Source organism: Mesorhizobium sp. ISC15 (assembly GCF_037162615.1).
Classification (GTDB): Bacteria; Pseudomonadota; Alphaproteobacteria; order Rhizobiales; family Rhizobiaceae; genus Mesorhizobium; species Mesorhizobium mediterraneum.
This window is the reverse complement of sequence record NZ_JAVSPX010000001.1, coordinates 4,035,692-4,049,537: the sequence shown is the minus strand read 5'-3', so window position 1 is coordinate 4,049,537 and position 13,846 is coordinate 4,035,692. Positions and strand designations below refer to the sequence as shown.

Sequence of the window (13,846 nt, the reverse complement as noted above, 5' to 3'; positions counted from 1 at the left end):
TCAATTTTTTCAGAATATTTTTTCATTTCTAGAAAACAGCTACTATACTCTGATTTAATTATGTTTTCCGTTTTCCATGGATTCGGCGGATGCGAATCGTGAAAAACTTTTTCATTGCGCATTTCGCGAAATCGGCAAGAATGCCGTCATGGAAACCACCGAAAAACGCCAGCGCGGACGCCCGCGCGCCTTCCACGGTCCGTCCGAGGCCGCTTCGGTGCAGTCGCTCGATCGGGCGTTGCGCATCCTGGCCATCGTCGCCGACGGCAGCGGCTTGTCGCTGAGCGAGATCGCCGCGCAGAGCGGCCTCGCCGCGTCTACCGCCTACCGCATGCTGACGACGCTGGAAAACCACGGCATGGTCGAGTTCGACAGCACCGACCAACTCTGGTCGATCGGCGTCGAGACTTATCGCATGGGCGCGGCCTTCCTGCGCCGCCGCAAGCTGGTCGACCGCGCCCGCACTGTCATGCAGGAACTGATGGAGAAGACCGGCGAGACCGCCAATCTCGGCGTCGCCGAGGATGATTGCGTCGTCTTCGTCAGCCAGGTCGAGACGCATCAGGCGATCCGCGCTTTCTTCCGGCCGGGCACGCGCAGCTCCTTCCATGCGTCGGGCATCGGCAAGGCGGTGCTGGCGCATCTCGAGCCGGAGCGCGTCGGCGCCATCTTACGCCGGGCGGGGCTGGAGCGCTTCACCGAAAAGACGCTGTCCGACATCTCGGCGCTGGCGCGCGATCTGGTGACGATCAAGCTGCGCGGCTGGTCGGTCGACGACGAGGAGCGGCATCCCGGCATGCGCTGCGTGGCCGCCGCCATCTTCAACGAGTTCGGCGAGCCGATCGGCGGCGTTTCGGTTTCGGGACCGACAGTGCGGGTGACGCCGGAGCGGCTGGCTGAGATCGGCCCGCTCGTGCACGAAGCCGCAACGGAAATAACCAGGATGATTGGTGGTCTGCCGCCCCCTTCTTCACCAAGCCGCGCCGCCGGACCGGGTTCACTCTTCGAGATTGGCGCTGCGCGCTCACCTTGACAGCCGCCCGGCTACGGCCAAGTTTGCGTCCACCTTCCGCCAGCCGACGCCCGAAAGACGCATGAGCCTCCAATCCGTCAAAGCCTTCTTCGCCGAATATGCCCCCGACATCGAGGTGATCGAAACGCCGACAAGCTCGGCGACCGTCGCGCTCGCGGCCGAGGCGCACGGCGTCGAGCCGGGGCAGATCGCCAAGACCATCTGCCTGCGCGTCGGTGACCGGGTCATGCTGGTCGTCGCCCGCGGCGACGCGCGCATCGACAATCGCAAATCGCGCGATGCATTCGGCGGCAAGCCGCGCATGCTCGATGCCGAGCAGGTGGCCGAAATCACTGGCCATCCGATTGGCGGCGTCTGCCCCTTCGGCCTCGCCTCGCCGTTGCCGGTCTATTGCGACGTATCGCTGCGCGCCTACGATCAGGTCGTGCCAGCGGCCGGCGCAACCAATGCAGCGGTGAAAATAGGCGTCGAGCGCATGGCAGCGCTGACCGGCGCCGAATGGTGCGACATCTGTCAGGATGAGCTAGGCTCCGGGCACCGCGCTCTTGGTCGATAGGTCGTAGAAATCGAGCAGCATCGCCAACCCAACTCCGCATGCGGTGAAGATGAGGCCGGCGATGAAGATGCGGGTGGCGCGTTCATAGACGCGTCGCTGTAGAGACGTTGTGTCGAGCAGCAACCGCAGCGCTCGTATCTGCAAGGCAATGCCTATCAAAATCGGCACGACTGCTGCCAGGTGATAGATTTCCCAAGGGAGCGGGTTGGCGGCCCAATGCGTGATGAAGCCCAGCGAGAAAGCCAGTAGAATGCCGACGGTGGTGATCGTGCCGTTGCGGAAATCCGTCTCAATCTGCTCTTCCTTGGGTTCGTGCTCGTCCAAGCGCGCCTCTCCCTCTGGTGCCTTCACCGCCAGACTAAGCTGTCGAAAAATCCCTGTACATCCCTCGCTGGAACCGGTTGCGGTGCCGGGTTCAATTTTGCAACCCAGAGAGCTGAAAAAAGGGGCGGTGGGTGCCCCTTTTTCCCTTGCCTGAAACGGTTCACCTCCCCTCAAAGCCGGCAGCGGTGACGGTAGCCGTCGTAGCCGACATAGGTGTCGGAGTACGGATCGTAGCTCTGATAGCGGTTGAGGCAGCGCCGGACGTGCCACGAGCCGCCGTGTTCCTCAATATAGACGGTGCGAGGCTGGGCGAGCGCGGTGCCGAGCAGGAAGCCGCCGACGCCGGCGGCAATACCGATGCCAAGGTGCTTGTTATGATGCTTGTGATGGGCGGCCGAAGGCTGAACGGTGCCGGCCAGCATGGCGCCAGCGACAGTGGTGGCGATGAGGCCGGAAACGATGGTGTGCTTGAACATGACGATCTCCTTGCTGCGTTGGAGAGGCGATCCATCCGCCTCTTGACCATCAGTCGTTGCAGCAAGGAAAAAGGTTCGATGATTTTTTGGATTTTTTTCGAACGAGGAAAATCGACCAGTCTGACAAGGTTCGCAGTCAGTATGCAATCATGACCGGTAGGCGGCGCCGGTCGACACCCCGGCGAGGAGGCCTCAGCCCATGCCGGTGATATGACGCAGCCAGAAGGCGAGCGCGATGAAGCCGATGATAGTGGTGACGCCGGTCCAATCGACATTGGCGCTCTTCAAATTCTTGACGAGCTTCACCAAGAGAATCCAGGCCACGACGACGACCAGGGCAATGACGACAAATCTGATCATGCGGCACCCTCGCCTATCCGATTGCACCTTCGATCAATATAGGAAGCGAATTGGCCGTTTTCAGGAGGCCCGCGCCGGCCGCTCCGGCGGGTTCGCCGGCAACCGAAAACAGAGTTTTGTCTTTACTGGCGCAACAAATATGCTAACCGGAGCGCCGTGCCCTTGTAGCTCAGCTGGTAGAGCAGCGGTTTTGTAAACCGAAGGTCGGCGGTTCGATTCCGTCCGGGGGCACCAGAAACTCGAATAAACAAAATAAAATCAACGGCCTTGGTTTGGGATCATCCCAGATCGTTTGTCCGGGGGAACCTACGGGGGAACCAACCCCGCATCGTATTCGGTTCATGGTCGGAACGCTACCAGTGCCAGTTCGGACAAACCACAATTGAGCCGAAGCAGGCTGTTGTCGCGATGGTGCTGGATGGCAAAAAGGATTTCGTCTTACCCGACGCTGTCAAAATAGAGGCGGAAGGAAGCCAATATAACTTCCGGCGATTGCCTTCCGAACAATTCTCGGAAGCCACGATCGAAATCTCGGGTTGCCATAACGGTCACCTTCAGCTTTGAACGCAACTCGTCGGATAACTAAGCTGGATTGAACGTATCGCGCTCATCGAAAGCCACGAACAGGCCCAGGGCAGCAGCTACTTCGAGGATAGCTTCGGTTAAATCGTCGTTGGATGCGACCAAACCAGGTGCATCCTGCCGAACTTGGTTCAATGCTGCTTTGACCGAAACGGTGTCCCCATGGCCGGCCCTGTTGAGGACTGCGGCAATCGCCTGATCTAGAACTGGACCGACCCTATGGACGATTCTCATCCACCTTCCCCCCCGGGAACGTAAGAAGGTAATGATAGCGTGTCTGGGGCTGCGATGCAACCGACGCGGGAAATCGCACCGAATTGGGTCTGGCGCGGGCAGATGGCGGGCCTTGGCCGGTCGCGGCGGAACTCATTGCTCTGGAAGAAACTTGCGAGCCCGTTTCCCGAACCGATCAAAATCGCCGGCACCTGAAAGCGGCCAAACGAGGTTAACAGTAGGTCCAACGCTCGGGTACAAAGCGGTGCACGGGCTTAACTGCTTCAGAGGAAGAGGCCCTTTCTATCCGATTGATTTCTGGTCAAATTCTGGTGGAACGCTCAAGTTGGATTTGGGCCTTATCGCGGTCCGGGGCACCAGCAAGCGCCTCTTGTGAGAACGTCTTAAGGCGGTCGATATCTGCTCATCCCCGATTTCCACAGGTTGGGACCGTAGCATATCAGTTCCAACGCTTATATTCCCTAGTGGAAACCATAGGAGTCTCTGTTGGAGCAGAAACGCACGATCGCCCCCTTTATTGGTGGCATGTATGGCAGCCTTGTTGCCCTCGCGTTGGCGTTCGGTTTCCGCTTCCTGATAATTCCCGATCCTGATCCAACCTCGCAAACAACGATAATCCTTTCAGGACTGGCCTTTTCGATTTGTTTCAGCCTGACTTTCCTTCGCGAGCATCGACGCCAGATCGCTGCCGCCAGAAAATTTCTAAGCCGTCCAAGATCGTATCAGGACTGATCCCCGCGGTCTGCAACGCAAAGCCCGGGCCATCAGGCCATCAGGCCATCAGGCCATCAGAAAAATTCAGTAAAATCGAACCAACTGATGCAACAGGGCGATGGGTACCGCTCGCATCCTGCTACCGGGCATTTAAAGCCATTCGATTAAAATGCCCCTGTGTATATTAGCAATCGCTCAATTTAGCGCGCCGACAATGACCGGGCGGCGGGTAAAATCAAATGGGTGATGTCATGCGAAGCGACTTCGCCGCTGCGCGCGAGCTCTTGGAGTGCGCCCAAAACCGGCTCTGCGGCATGGATGAAACGAGCCAACGCGTCAGCGAGGCGCTGGATTCCCTGATCGAGGAAATAGCCATCGCGGAATTCCGCAAGGCGCCACTGACCGTCGTGCCGTTTCCGCGCGCACGGCCCAAGCATGCTCGGTAAAATTGCCGATCGGCTCTATGGCACACTTACGACTTGACCAGACGCGCCCGTCTTGGTGAACGTGTTCTTCACCCTGACTGACTTGTAGACGTAGGCGACCCAAATTCCGGTCAGGGCTAAAGACACTATAGGCGCTATCAGCGCATTTCCGGCAAGCACCTGGCTCACCGGAATGCCAAGAACCGCTGAAATCCAAGCCGTGTCCAGAATAAATACGATTGGTATTACAAACCACTGGTACAGGAATAGCTGCTTGAAGCGGTAACTCCGCCGCAGCATCGTAACGAGCACAACCACCTGGAACACCACAAACGCCAGCAAGAGGGCAACCTCGCCATAGACCGCCAAAGTGCCATTCGGGAGCGCCATGAGCTGTCGGTAGCCTTCACTCGATGAACCCAAAGACACGAGTGTGCGTAGCGGCGAGAAAGCCTGAAGGATCGCAAGCAGCATTAGCCAACCTCCAAACCCCACGAGGCTCGCTGGATTCTGCGAAGGTTTGGTCGCAGACTGCACAGCGACAAAGACAGGCACCCCAATCAGCAAAAACAGTATTGCCCAGTGCCAGAACGAAAAACCCATTTCCCCTCCATGCAATGCAGCCTTGAGTTGTATCATCTCCTATCATGTATTCAAGGTAGTGCCTAGGTTCTTCTCAACCCTTGCGGTCAAACCGCGATCGCCGCCACCAGAATGCGGTTCTGCCTTCGTATCGCCACGCGCAGTTCTGCAATCCTGGCCTTGTCGCGCTTCACGAACTCGATGAACATCATGTTCATGTTGTTGAAGACCAGCTCGCCCAAGGCCTGCCCGTCGATATCGCGGCGCACCAGGTCGACCGCCTGCAGTCTCGCGATCAGCGCGCGGATCTGTTCGGTCAGAGCCCGGTCGAGCGCGGTATAGGCCTGGCCGAACGGGCTGTCGGGCAGTTGCGTCGAGATCGCCATCGCCTGCCGCCACATCTCCTTGCTGAGATAGTGCAGCGAGTGTTCGATGTAGATGCCGAGCAGCGTGTCGAGCGCGTCGCCGACATTGGCCGGTGGATTGGCGACGACGCCCTGCCCGGCATTGAGCACCTCGTTGACCTCCATCGAAACGATGGCGCCCAGGATATCGCCCTTGTTCTGGTAGTAATTGTAGATCGTGCCGACCGACACTTCGGCCTGCGCCGCGATCGTCTCGATCTTGGCGCCTTCATAGCCGGTGTCACGGAAAAGCGCCGCCGCCGCCTCGATGATACGACGGTGCCGGTCCGCCTTTTGCCTTGCCCGCAATCCACTCATATCGGCTATTTGCCATAAAAACAGAATTGACTCAATTTTAGAATTGGTTCAATTTTTTGCCAGAAGCCAAAAAGGCAAGGGAGAACACTCGATGTCCATCAATCCAAAGACCCCAAATCCGACGACCAGGAATCCGCTTTCCGTTCTGAAGAGCCATCTCCACGCCGCGTGTGCTGCGACAGCGCTGCTGCTGGCGACGGGCGGTCTCGCTCAGGCTGCGGATCTGAACGCCTTGATCTGGTGCGATCACGCCGACCCGGCGCTGCTGCAGCCCTTTGAGGAGGCCAATGGCGTCAAGGTCAATGTCAAGGAATTCGAGGGCACCGGCGCCGGCATGGCGATTGTCGAACAGTCGCAGCCCGGCGACTGGGATGTGATGGTGATCGACAGCATCGACATACCGCGCGGCGTCGAAAAGGGCCTGTTCGAGCCTCTGCCGGAAGACAAGCTGCCCTTCGCCGACCTCTTCCCGCAGGTGAAGATGGACAGCTCCACCGTGGTCGACGGCAAGCGCTACGGCATCACCGAAAAATTCGGCTACAACACGATCGGCTATAACAAGACCAAGGTGGATCCGGCCGACATGCAGTCGATGGCTGCGCTGACCGGCGACAAGTACAAGGGCAAGATCGCCATCTATGACTATTACCTGCCGGTCATCGGCATGGCAGCACTGGCGATCGGCAAGAAGACCGCCGAGCTGACCGAAGCCGACCTTCCTGCTATCAAGGAAGAGCTGCTCAAGATGAAAGCCAATGCCAAGCTGGTCGGCGAGGTGACCGCCAGCCAGACGGCGCTGGCGACCGGCGAGGTCGACATACTGGTCGGCGGTGGCGAGTGGGTGACGGCCGGACTGGCCAAGGAGAACCCTGCCCTCGACTTCTCGATTCCGAAAGAAGGTGCTGTACTGTGGTCGCAGTCGCTGGCGATGTTCAAGGATTCCAAAAACAAGGACATGGCGCTGAAATTCATCCAGTACATCATGAGCCCTGAAGGCCAGGCGCGGCTTGCCACCTCCGCCTGCTATTGGGGCATGCCGGCGAATGCCAAGGCGGCGCTGAGTGACGAGCAGAAGAAGATCCTGCGCTTCGACGAGCAGCCGGATTTCCTCGCCCGCGCCCAGCCCTACCCGGCGCCGAACGCCGATCTCGACAAGAAGATGCAGGACGTCTGGACCGAAATGCTGCAGGCGCAGTGACCGGTCGCCGGTCGTGAGCGCTGCCACAAACAGCGGGCGTGCCCTGCCCCGGGCGGGCTGTGCCCTGCCCTGGGCGCTGGTCACGCCGGCGCTCGGCTGGACGCTGCTATTCTTCGTGCTGCCCTTCATCGCCATGGGGTTTTCCAGCCTGACGGCGCATGACGGCGGTGGCTTTACGCTCGCCAACTACAGCCAGTTCTTTGCCAATCCGGCCTATTGGCAGGCGATGGTGAACTCGCTGCAGGTCACCGCCATCGTCACAGTGGTTTCGGTGCTGCTCGCCTATCCCTTCGCCTGGATCCTGGCCGAGCAGGTGCCGGAACGCTGGCAGCGGCTGGCGCTGATGCTGGCGGTGCTGCCGTTCTGGACCTCCTATGTCGTGCGCTCCTACTCCTGGCTGCTGGTGCTGGCGCAGAACGGCGTGATCAACCGCGCGTTGACCGGCTCCGGCCTGTTCACGGAACCGGTGCAACTCGCCAACACACGGCTGGCCACGGTCATCGGCTTCGTGCATTTCTTCGTCATGCTTTTGACGTTGACGATCTTCGCCAATCTGAAGCAGCTCAGCCCGAGCTACCGCAAGGCCGCCGCCGATCTCGGTGCCGGGCCGGTGCGCACATTCCTGCACATTATCCTGCCGCTGACGCTCCCCGGCATCATGGTCGGCGCCTTCCTCACCTTCGTGCTGTGCATCGGCGACTACATCACGCCGCAGATCCTCGGCGGCAACAACGAGCTTTTGATGCCGCAGCTTGTGATGATGCAGATCGGCCGGCGTGGCGACTTTCCGCTCGCCTCGGCGCTGTCGATCATCCTGATGGCGGTCGTCACTGTCGCCTATCTCGCCTGCGCCCGCTGGCTGAAGATCGAGCGGGCCTGAGATGCGCGCTCTCATCCGCATCGTCTCCGGTCTCTATGCCGTCGCCATCTATGGCTTCATCTTCCTGCCGGTGGTCGTGCTGGTGCTGTTTTCGCTGCAGGCGACTTCGTTTCCAATCCCGCCCTTCACCGGGCCGTCGCTGCGCTGGTACGATGCCGTGCTCGCCGACAAACGGCTGACCTCGGCGCTGGTCAATTCGCTTCTAGTGGCGGCCATCTCCTCAGCTGCCGCCGTCACGCTGGGTTTCCTTTCTGCCTGGGGCTTTGCACGTTTCGCCTTGCCCGGCTCGGCCCTGCTACGTGGGCTGATCACGCTGCCGTTGACAGTGAGCTATCTTATCATCGGCATGGGACTGCTGGTGCTGTTCAACTGGGCCGGCGTGCCAAAATCGCTGCTTGCAGCCGGCATCGGCCATGTCGTGATCAACCTGCCGCTGTGCTTTGCCATCATCTACAGTCAGATGGGCGACCACCAGATCAACATCGAGCGCGCCGCGCGTGACCTCGGCGCGCCCGAATGGAAGGTGCTGCTGCTGATCACCGTGCCTGTCATGGCGCCGGCGATCTTCGCCGGGTTTTTCCTGTCGATGACCTTCTCCTGGGACGAGTTCGTGATCTCCTTCCTGCTGACGCGCTTCGACACCACGCTGCCCGTCGAGATCTGGAACCTCCTCCGCTCAGGCCTCAATCCCAAGACCAACGCCGTCGGCTCGCTGGTCTTCGCCGTCTCAATCGTGCTGGTGGTATTGTTCGAACTGATGCTGTTGCGGAGGAAGCCGGCATGACCGCGCCATTGGTCGATATAAGCTCTGTTTCGCATCGCTTCGGCCAGCACACCGTGCTGAAGAACGTGTCGCTGCAAATCGAGCCGGGCAGCTACACCATCCTGCTCGGGCCGTCGGGCTCGGGCAAGACGACGCTGCTCTCCATTCTCGGCGGTTTCGTCACGCCGAGCGAAGGCAAGGTGCTGATCCGCGGCGAGGACTGCACCACCGTGCCGCCGGCGAAGCGTCCGACGACCACGGTGTTTCAGGACTATGCGCTGTTTCCGCATATGAGCGTCGGCGGCAATGTCGGCTTCGGCCTGCGCATGCAAGGCGTCGATGCCGCGACACGTGCCGCGCGGGCGCGCGAGGCGTTGGCGCTGGTCGGGCTGGCCGCCGCCTTCGACAAGAAGCCGCACCAATTGTCGGGCGGCCAGCGGCAGCGCGTCGCATTGGCGCGAGCGCTGGTGATCGAGCCGGCGGTGCTGCTGCTCGATGAGCCGCTCGGCGCGCTCGATCTCAAGCTGCGCCGGCAGATGCAGGACGAGCTGAAAGCAATCCAGAAACGCGTCGGCACCGCCTTCATCCATGTCACCCATGACCAGGAAGAAGCGATGGCGCTGGCCGACCACTGCGTGGTGATGAACGACGGGCGCATCGAGGACGAAGGGCCGCCCGAGCGCGTCTATGCGCGGCCGGCGACGCGGTTTTCCGCGACCTTCATGGGCGAAAGCACGCTGATATCGGGAACGGTGACGAAGGCGAAGGACGGAACAACCACTGTCGCGACGCAGACTGGATCGTTCTCGCTGCCCGGCACAGCGTTAGCCGGGACGGCCGTCGCCCTTGCCATCCGTCCGGAGCATCTCGTTCTCGGCGCGGCCAGCGGCGCTATAAGGCTCGGCACAGCCAAGGTGAGCGACGTTGTGTTTCAAGGCAGCTTCAAGCGCGTGCTTGCCGTCTCCGAGAAAGACCCGGCGCTGCACTTCATCGCCAGGGTTCCCGCCGCTGCGGCCGTCCGGCCGGGCGACATCGTTGCGGTTTCGTGCGACGCTGGCCACATCATCCTTCTGGCGGGTTGAGCCATGGGCACGCTTCCGGTCATCGACGCTCCGAATTGGTATGAAACCATCCGCATGGGCGATGGCGTGACGCTGATCCACGAGCCGTGGATCAAGCCGTTCTTCCGCTGCAACATCTGGCATGTGCGTGGTCGCGACCGCGACCTGCTGTTCGACACCGGCCTCGGCCATTTCAGCCTGCGGCGCCATGTGCCGCTGGTGACGGAACGAAAACTCACCTGCGTGGCCAGCCACACGCATTTCGATCATATCGGCTGCCATCACGAATTTCCGGACCGCTGCGTGCATCCGGCCGAGGCAGAAATCCTCGCCGACCCGCGCAATGAATGGACGGTCGCCGACCGCTACGCGACCGACGCAATGTTCGACGGCCTGCCGCAGGGCTGGGATACGGCGCGCTACCGGATCCTGCCGGCGCCGGCCAATCGCTTGCTCGGGCAAGGCGACATCATCGATCTCGGCGACCGTGCCTTCGAGGTGATCCACACGCCGGGCCATTCGCCCGGCGGCATCGCGCTCTACGAGAAGAAGACTGGCATCCTGCTTTCCGGCGACATCATCTATGACGGCCCGCTGATCGACGATGTCTATCATTCAGCCGTCGACGACTATGTCGAGACGCTGTTACGGATGCGCGAGCTCGATATCGCGGTCGTGCATGGCGGCCATTTCCCGAGCTTCGGCAAGGTGCGCTATCGCCAGCTTATCGAGGAGTATCTCGCACAAAAGCGGCAGGCCGGCTGCCATCTGCTGCAGGCGCGATAGGCACCGGCCTCACGTATCGCGGGAGGTGCATGGCGAATTCACAGCGCCCTTTGCGGGCACGGCGTGCCGGCGGCATCGCCGCAGCGTGAAGCCGTGGGTTGGGGTCTCAAACTCGTCTCTTCGGACTGGCGCACCAGTTGGGCAAAGGCAAGAGCAAAACTTCCCAGCATCAGGACGATGATGATCAGGCGTGTTACCGGCAATAGATTGATCCGACTGGCTGGCCCCCACGCCGCCCATCCACTGCCGGCTAACATGATCGATCCGGCTTTACGAGAGTTTAATCCCCGTCTTAACCATCACATTCGCTTGTCACTCGACACGATGCGCGAGCGCCTGGCCGGCGCGCTTCCCGGCACTGTGTAGAACTCAGCACATGCCTGCCTTTGCAGATTTGCCCGCCCATGCTAACCCGGCGCTGGCGCGGCCCCAGCAACCGGTCGCCATTGGGGAGCCATGAGCAAAGCCGCCAACCGTTTCGCCTTCGTCTCGTCCGGCGCCGCCGACGCCAATGCGGCGCTGGAAAGCCTGTCGGCGCGCTATGGCCAGGCATCCATCGAGGATGCCGAGATTGTCGTCGCCCTGGGTGGCGACGGCTTCCTGTTGCAGACCTTGCGCGACACGATGAGCACAGGAAAAAAGGTCTACGGCATGAACCGTGGCACCATCGGCTTCCTGATGAACGAATACCGCGCCAGCGGTTTGACGGGGCGCATCGCGGCGGCCGTTGCCGAAACGATCCGTCCGCTGGAGATGCAGGCGGTGACGGCAGAGGGCGAAACGATTTCGGCCTTGGCGATCAATGAGGTTGCGCTGTGGCGCCAATCCTACCAGACGGCCAAGATCCGTATCACCGTGGACGAGCAAGTGCGGCTGGAGGAATTGAACTGTGACGGTGTGATGATCGCGACGCCGGCCGGCTCGACCGCCTACAATCTGTCCGCGCACGGGCCGATCCTGCCGCTCGACGCACCGCTGCTGGCGCTGACCCCGGTCAGTCCGTTCCGCCCGCGCCGCTGGCGCGGCGCGCTGCTCTCCAACAAGGCGATCGTGCGCTTTGAAATTCTGGAGCCGGAAAAACGGCCGGTGAATGCCGCCGCCGACCACACCGAGGTCAAGGCGGTGACCACGGTCACGGTCAGGGAATCACCGACGGCGACCGCGACGCTGCTGTTCGATCCCAACCATTCGTGGAACGAGCGCATTCTCGCCGAACAGTTCCGTTACTGAGCCGGTACAGCGACCGACAGCTCGATTAAGCATCGCGATTAAGGTTACGACTTCACAATCATGCCGTTCTCCGCCCGTTTCTGTTGACAAATCGTGGGCTTGCGCCTACCTGCAATACCAATCTTGCAGGCGCGCGGCGCTTGCCGCGACTGCTTATGTTGCGCCCCCGAACCAGCCAAAGACAGCCAAACTTGTCCTCAGACGCCCAGATCGCTCAAGAAGCGTTGACCTTCGCAGACCTCGGCCTGTCGCCGAAGGTCCTTTCCGCAGTCACCGATGCCGGCTACACCGAGCCGACGCCGATCCAGGCGGGCGCCATCCCGCATGCCTTGCTCGGCAAGGATATTTTGGGCATCGCCCAGACCGGCACCGGCAAGACGGCTTCGTTCGTGCTGCCGATGCTGACCCGCCTCGAAAAAGGCCGGGCACGCGCCCGCATGCCGCGCACACTGATCCTCGAGCCAACGCGCGAGCTTGCCGCGCAGGTCGAAGAAAATTTCATCAGATACGGCAAGAACCACAAGCTCAATATCGCGCTGTTGATCGGCGGCGTGTCCTTCGACGAGCAGGACAAGAAGCTGGAGCGCGGCGCCGACGTGCTGATCGCGACGCCCGGCCGCCTGCTCGACCATCGCGAGCGCGGAAAGCTTCTGCTCAACGGCGTCGAGATCCTCGTCATCGACGAGGCCGACCGCATGCTCGACATGGGCTTCATTCCCGACATCGAGCGCATCTGCGAAATGATCCCGTTCACGAGGCAGACGCTGTTCTTCTCGGCGACGATGCCGCCTGAGATCACCAAGCTCACCGAGAAATTCCTGCACGCCCCGGTGCGCGTCGAGGTTTCGAAGGCCGCGTCGGCCGCCACCAATATCATCCAGCGGCTGGTGAAATCCGGTTCGAAACCCTGGGATAAGCGCGAGACGCTGCGCAATCTGATAAAGGCCGAGGACGCCGAGCTGAAGAACGCCATCATCTTCTGCAACCGTAAGGTCGAGGTTTCGGAGCTTTTCCGGTCGCTGCTGAAATATGATTTCGACGCCGGCGCGCTGCATGGCGACATGGACCAGCGCGCGCGCATGCAGATGCTGGCCAATTTCCGTGACGGCAAACTGCGCTACCTCGTTGCTTCGGACGTTGCCGCGCGCGGCCTCGACATTCCCGATGTCAGCCACGTCTTCAATTACGACGTGCCGATCCATGCCGAGGACTATGTCCACCGTATCGGCCGCACCGGCCGCGCCGGACGCTCGGGCAAATCCTTCACCATCGCCACCAAGTCCGACACGAAATACATCGACGCGATCGAACGGCTGATCGGCAACAAGATCGAGTGGCATGACGGCGATCTGTCGACGGTCGTCGCCAGCGAGGGTGGAGAGGACGATGCTCCCCGCCGTGGCCGCGGCGCGCCGCGCCGTGCCGGTCGTAAGGACGACGACCGCAAGGACAGGGGCGAACGCAAACCGCGCGAACGCCACGCCAGGCAAAGCGAAGATGCAGCACCGGATACGACGGGCGAGCCAGTGATGGCCGAGACCGCAGTCACCGATGCCGGTGAGCGGCGCGCGCGCAAGGAAGCGATCCGCTCGGAAAATACCGAGCGCCAAGCTTCCCCCGAGCGCCAAGCCTCCCCCGAACGCCAAGCTTCATCCGAACGCAAGGCTTCGCCCGATCGCAATCGCAACGAACAGCGTGCGCCGGAACGTGGCGACACCAGGCCGCAGCGCGACGGCAACCGCCCTGCCCGCAATCGCCAGGAAGACAATGATGCGACCGTCGGCTTCGGCGACGATATGCCCGCCTTCATGCGCATCGTGGCCAAGGTCTGATCACAGCAGAAATTCTCAAATGCCAACGAAAACGGCCCTTTGCGGGGCCGTTTTCATGTCTGATATTTGCTTTGTTCAGGTTGGCGGC

At 61.1% G+C, this 13,846-nt stretch carries 18 protein-coding genes and 1 tRNA gene; 12 read left to right on the top strand and 7 right to left on the bottom strand.

What is annotated here, in order from left to right; translation table 11 throughout:
- The first annotated feature begins 148 nt into the window (after positions 1-148).
- Entirely contained in the window at positions 149-1,033 is an 885-nt protein-coding gene (gene bhcR / locus RPG13_RS19500) for an HTH-type transcriptional regulator BhcR (RefSeq protein WP_337125764.1), read from the top strand.
- A gap of 61 nt (positions 1,034-1,094) precedes the next feature.
- Positions 1,095-1,589: a YbaK/EbsC family protein gene (locus RPG13_RS19495; RefSeq protein ID WP_337125763.1), complete on the top strand. Its 495-nt coding sequence runs from the start codon at positions 1,095-1,097 to the stop codon at positions 1,587-1,589.
- On the opposite strand, the gene RPG13_RS19490 is transcribed toward RPG13_RS19495, so the two are convergent.
- From RPG13_RS19490 to RPG13_RS19480, 3 genes are all read right to left on the bottom strand, one after another.
- The gene (locus RPG13_RS19490) at positions 1,557-1,913 is read right to left on the bottom strand and encodes a hypothetical protein (RefSeq protein WP_095489666.1); all 357 of its coding nucleotides are present in this window, start codon (positions 1,911-1,913) and stop codon (positions 1,557-1,559) included. The genes RPG13_RS19495 and RPG13_RS19490 overlap by 33 nt on opposite strands.
- 170 nt (positions 1,914-2,083) lie before the next feature.
- Positions 2,084-2,389: a BA14K family protein gene (locus tag RPG13_RS19485; protein ID WP_337125762.1), complete on the bottom strand. Its 306-nt coding sequence runs from the start codon at positions 2,387-2,389 to the stop codon at positions 2,084-2,086.
- A gap of 192 nt (positions 2,390-2,581) precedes the next feature.
- The gene (locus tag RPG13_RS19480) at positions 2,582-2,749 is read right to left on the bottom strand and encodes a hypothetical protein (RefSeq protein ID WP_095489459.1); all 168 of its coding nucleotides are present in this window, start codon (positions 2,747-2,749) and stop codon (positions 2,582-2,584) included.
- A gap of 158 nt (positions 2,750-2,907) precedes the next feature.
- On the opposite strand from RPG13_RS19480, the gene RPG13_RS19475 reads away from it, so the two are divergent.
- Positions 2,908-2,983: transfer RNA gene (locus RPG13_RS19475), tRNA-Thr, on the top strand.
- A gap of 348 nt (positions 2,984-3,331) precedes the next feature.
- Here the strand turns inward: RPG13_RS19475 and RPG13_RS19470 are convergent.
- On the bottom strand, positions 3,332-3,565 hold the full coding sequence (locus RPG13_RS19470; protein WP_126106720.1) for a hypothetical protein: 234 nt from the start codon (positions 3,563-3,565) through the stop codon (positions 3,332-3,334).
- Between the two features lie 486 nt (positions 3,566-4,051).
- Here RPG13_RS19470 and RPG13_RS19465 point away from each other — a divergent pair, with 486 nt between their 5' ends.
- Both RPG13_RS19465 and RPG13_RS19460 read left to right on the top strand, forming a co-directional pair.
- Entirely contained in the window at positions 4,052-4,297 is a 246-nt protein-coding gene (locus tag RPG13_RS19465; RefSeq protein WP_126106725.1) for a hypothetical protein, read from the top strand.
- Positions 4,298-4,518: 221 nt separating this feature from the next.
- On the top strand, positions 4,519-4,725 hold the full coding sequence (locus tag RPG13_RS19460) for a hypothetical protein (protein WP_337125761.1): 207 nt from the start codon (positions 4,519-4,521) through the stop codon (positions 4,723-4,725).
- Between the two features lie 15 nt (positions 4,726-4,740).
- Here the strand turns inward: RPG13_RS19460 and RPG13_RS19455 are convergent, their stop codons facing one another.
- Together RPG13_RS19455 and RPG13_RS19450 are read right to left on the bottom strand one after the other, a co-directional pair.
- Positions 4,741-5,307 carry a DUF2569 family protein gene (locus RPG13_RS19455; protein WP_127204396.1) on the bottom strand — a complete coding sequence of 189 codons (567 nt, stop codon included), beginning with the start codon at positions 5,305-5,307 and terminating at the stop codon, positions 4,741-4,743.
- 86 nt (positions 5,308-5,393) lie between these two features.
- Positions 5,394-6,008, bottom strand: a complete 615-nt coding sequence (locus RPG13_RS19450) for a TetR/AcrR family transcriptional regulator (protein ID WP_337125760.1) — start codon at positions 6,006-6,008, stop codon at positions 5,394-5,396.
- A gap of 91 nt (positions 6,009-6,099) precedes the next feature.
- On the opposite strand from RPG13_RS19450, the gene RPG13_RS19445 reads away from it, so the two are divergent.
- From RPG13_RS19445 to RPG13_RS19425, 5 genes are read left to right on the top strand one after another with little or no spacing between them, the layout of a single operon-like run.
- The gene (locus RPG13_RS19445; RefSeq protein WP_292722690.1) at positions 6,100-7,206 is read left to right on the top strand and encodes a polyamine ABC transporter substrate-binding protein; all 1,107 of its coding nucleotides are present in this window, start codon (positions 6,100-6,102) and stop codon (positions 7,204-7,206) included.
- Positions 7,207-7,219: 13 nt separating this feature from the next.
- Positions 7,220-8,086: an ABC transporter permease gene (locus RPG13_RS19440; protein ID WP_337125759.1), complete on the top strand. Its 867-nt coding sequence runs from the start codon at positions 7,220-7,222 to the stop codon at positions 8,084-8,086.
- A gap of 1 nt (position 8,087) precedes the next feature.
- Positions 8,088-8,870, top strand: a complete 783-nt coding sequence (locus RPG13_RS19435) for an ABC transporter permease (RefSeq protein ID WP_126106730.1) — start codon at positions 8,088-8,090, stop codon at positions 8,868-8,870.
- Positions 8,867-9,931: an ABC transporter ATP-binding protein gene (locus tag RPG13_RS19430; protein WP_337125758.1), complete on the top strand. Its 1,065-nt coding sequence runs from the start codon at positions 8,867-8,869 to the stop codon at positions 9,929-9,931. The genes RPG13_RS19435 and RPG13_RS19430 overlap by 4 nt, the downstream gene beginning before the upstream one ends.
- 3 nt (positions 9,932-9,934) lie before the next feature.
- Positions 9,935-10,696 (top strand): MBL fold metallo-hydrolase, encoded by a 762-nt coding sequence (locus RPG13_RS19425; RefSeq protein WP_337125757.1) that lies wholly within the window; start codon positions 9,935-9,937, stop codon positions 10,694-10,696.
- A 38-nt stretch (positions 10,697-10,734) separates the two neighbouring features.
- Here the strand turns inward: RPG13_RS19425 and RPG13_RS19420 are convergent, their stop codons facing one another.
- Complete coding sequence (locus RPG13_RS19420) at positions 10,735-10,899, bottom strand: hypothetical protein (RefSeq protein WP_245458044.1); 165 nt, start codon at positions 10,897-10,899, stop codon at positions 10,735-10,737.
- Positions 10,900-11,152: 253 nt separating this feature from the next.
- Here RPG13_RS19420 and RPG13_RS19415 point away from each other — a divergent pair, with 253 nt between their 5' ends.
- Both RPG13_RS19415 and RPG13_RS19410 read left to right on the top strand, forming a co-directional pair.
- The gene (locus tag RPG13_RS19415) at positions 11,153-11,926 is read left to right on the top strand and encodes an NAD kinase (protein WP_095489473.1); all 774 of its coding nucleotides are present in this window, start codon (positions 11,153-11,155) and stop codon (positions 11,924-11,926) included.
- A 191-nt stretch (positions 11,927-12,117) separates the two neighbouring features.
- Positions 12,118-13,758, top strand: coding sequence for a DEAD/DEAH box helicase (locus tag RPG13_RS19410; RefSeq protein WP_164897449.1), 1,641 nt, complete (start codon positions 12,118-12,120; stop codon positions 13,756-13,758).
- Positions 13,759-13,846: the final 88 nt, after the last annotated feature.

Bases quoted from the DNA above. Each gene is read 5' to 3' on its own strand.
- bhcR (WP_337125764.1), top strand. From the start codon at position 149: ATGGAAACCACCGAAAAACGCCAGCGCGGACGCCCGCGCGCCTTCCAC.
- RPG13_RS19495 (WP_337125763.1), top strand. From the start codon at position 1,095: ATGAGCCTCCAATCCGTCAAAGCCTTCTTCGCCGAATATGCCCCCGAC.
- RPG13_RS19485 (WP_337125762.1), bottom strand. From the start codon at position 2,389: ATGTTCAAGCACACCATCGTTTCCGGCCTCATCGCCACCACTGTCGCT.
- RPG13_RS19480 (WP_095489459.1), bottom strand. From the start codon at position 2,749: ATGATCAGATTTGTCGTCATTGCCCTGGTCGTCGTCGTGGCCTGGATT.
- RPG13_RS19470 (WP_126106720.1), bottom strand. From the start codon at position 3,565: ATGAGAATCGTCCATAGGGTCGGTCCAGTTCTAGATCAGGCGATTGCC.
- RPG13_RS19460 (WP_337125761.1), top strand. From the start codon at position 4,519: ATGGGTGATGTCATGCGAAGCGACTTCGCCGCTGCGCGCGAGCTCTTG.
- RPG13_RS19455 (WP_127204396.1), bottom strand. From the start codon at position 5,307: ATGGGTTTTTCGTTCTGGCACTGGGCAATACTGTTTTTGCTGATTGGG.
- RPG13_RS19450 (WP_337125760.1), bottom strand. From the start codon at position 6,008: ATGAGTGGATTGCGGGCAAGGCAAAAGGCGGACCGGCACCGTCGTATC.
- RPG13_RS19445 (WP_292722690.1), top strand. From the start codon at position 6,100: ATGTCCATCAATCCAAAGACCCCAAATCCGACGACCAGGAATCCGCTT.
- RPG13_RS19435 (WP_126106730.1), top strand. From the start codon at position 8,088: ATGCGCGCTCTCATCCGCATCGTCTCCGGTCTCTATGCCGTCGCCATC.
- RPG13_RS19430 (WP_337125758.1), top strand. From the start codon at position 8,867: ATGACCGCGCCATTGGTCGATATAAGCTCTGTTTCGCATCGCTTCGGC.
- RPG13_RS19425 (WP_337125757.1), top strand. From the start codon at position 9,935: ATGGGCACGCTTCCGGTCATCGACGCTCCGAATTGGTATGAAACCATC.
- RPG13_RS19415 (WP_095489473.1), top strand. From the start codon at position 11,153: ATGAGCAAAGCCGCCAACCGTTTCGCCTTCGTCTCGTCCGGCGCCGCC.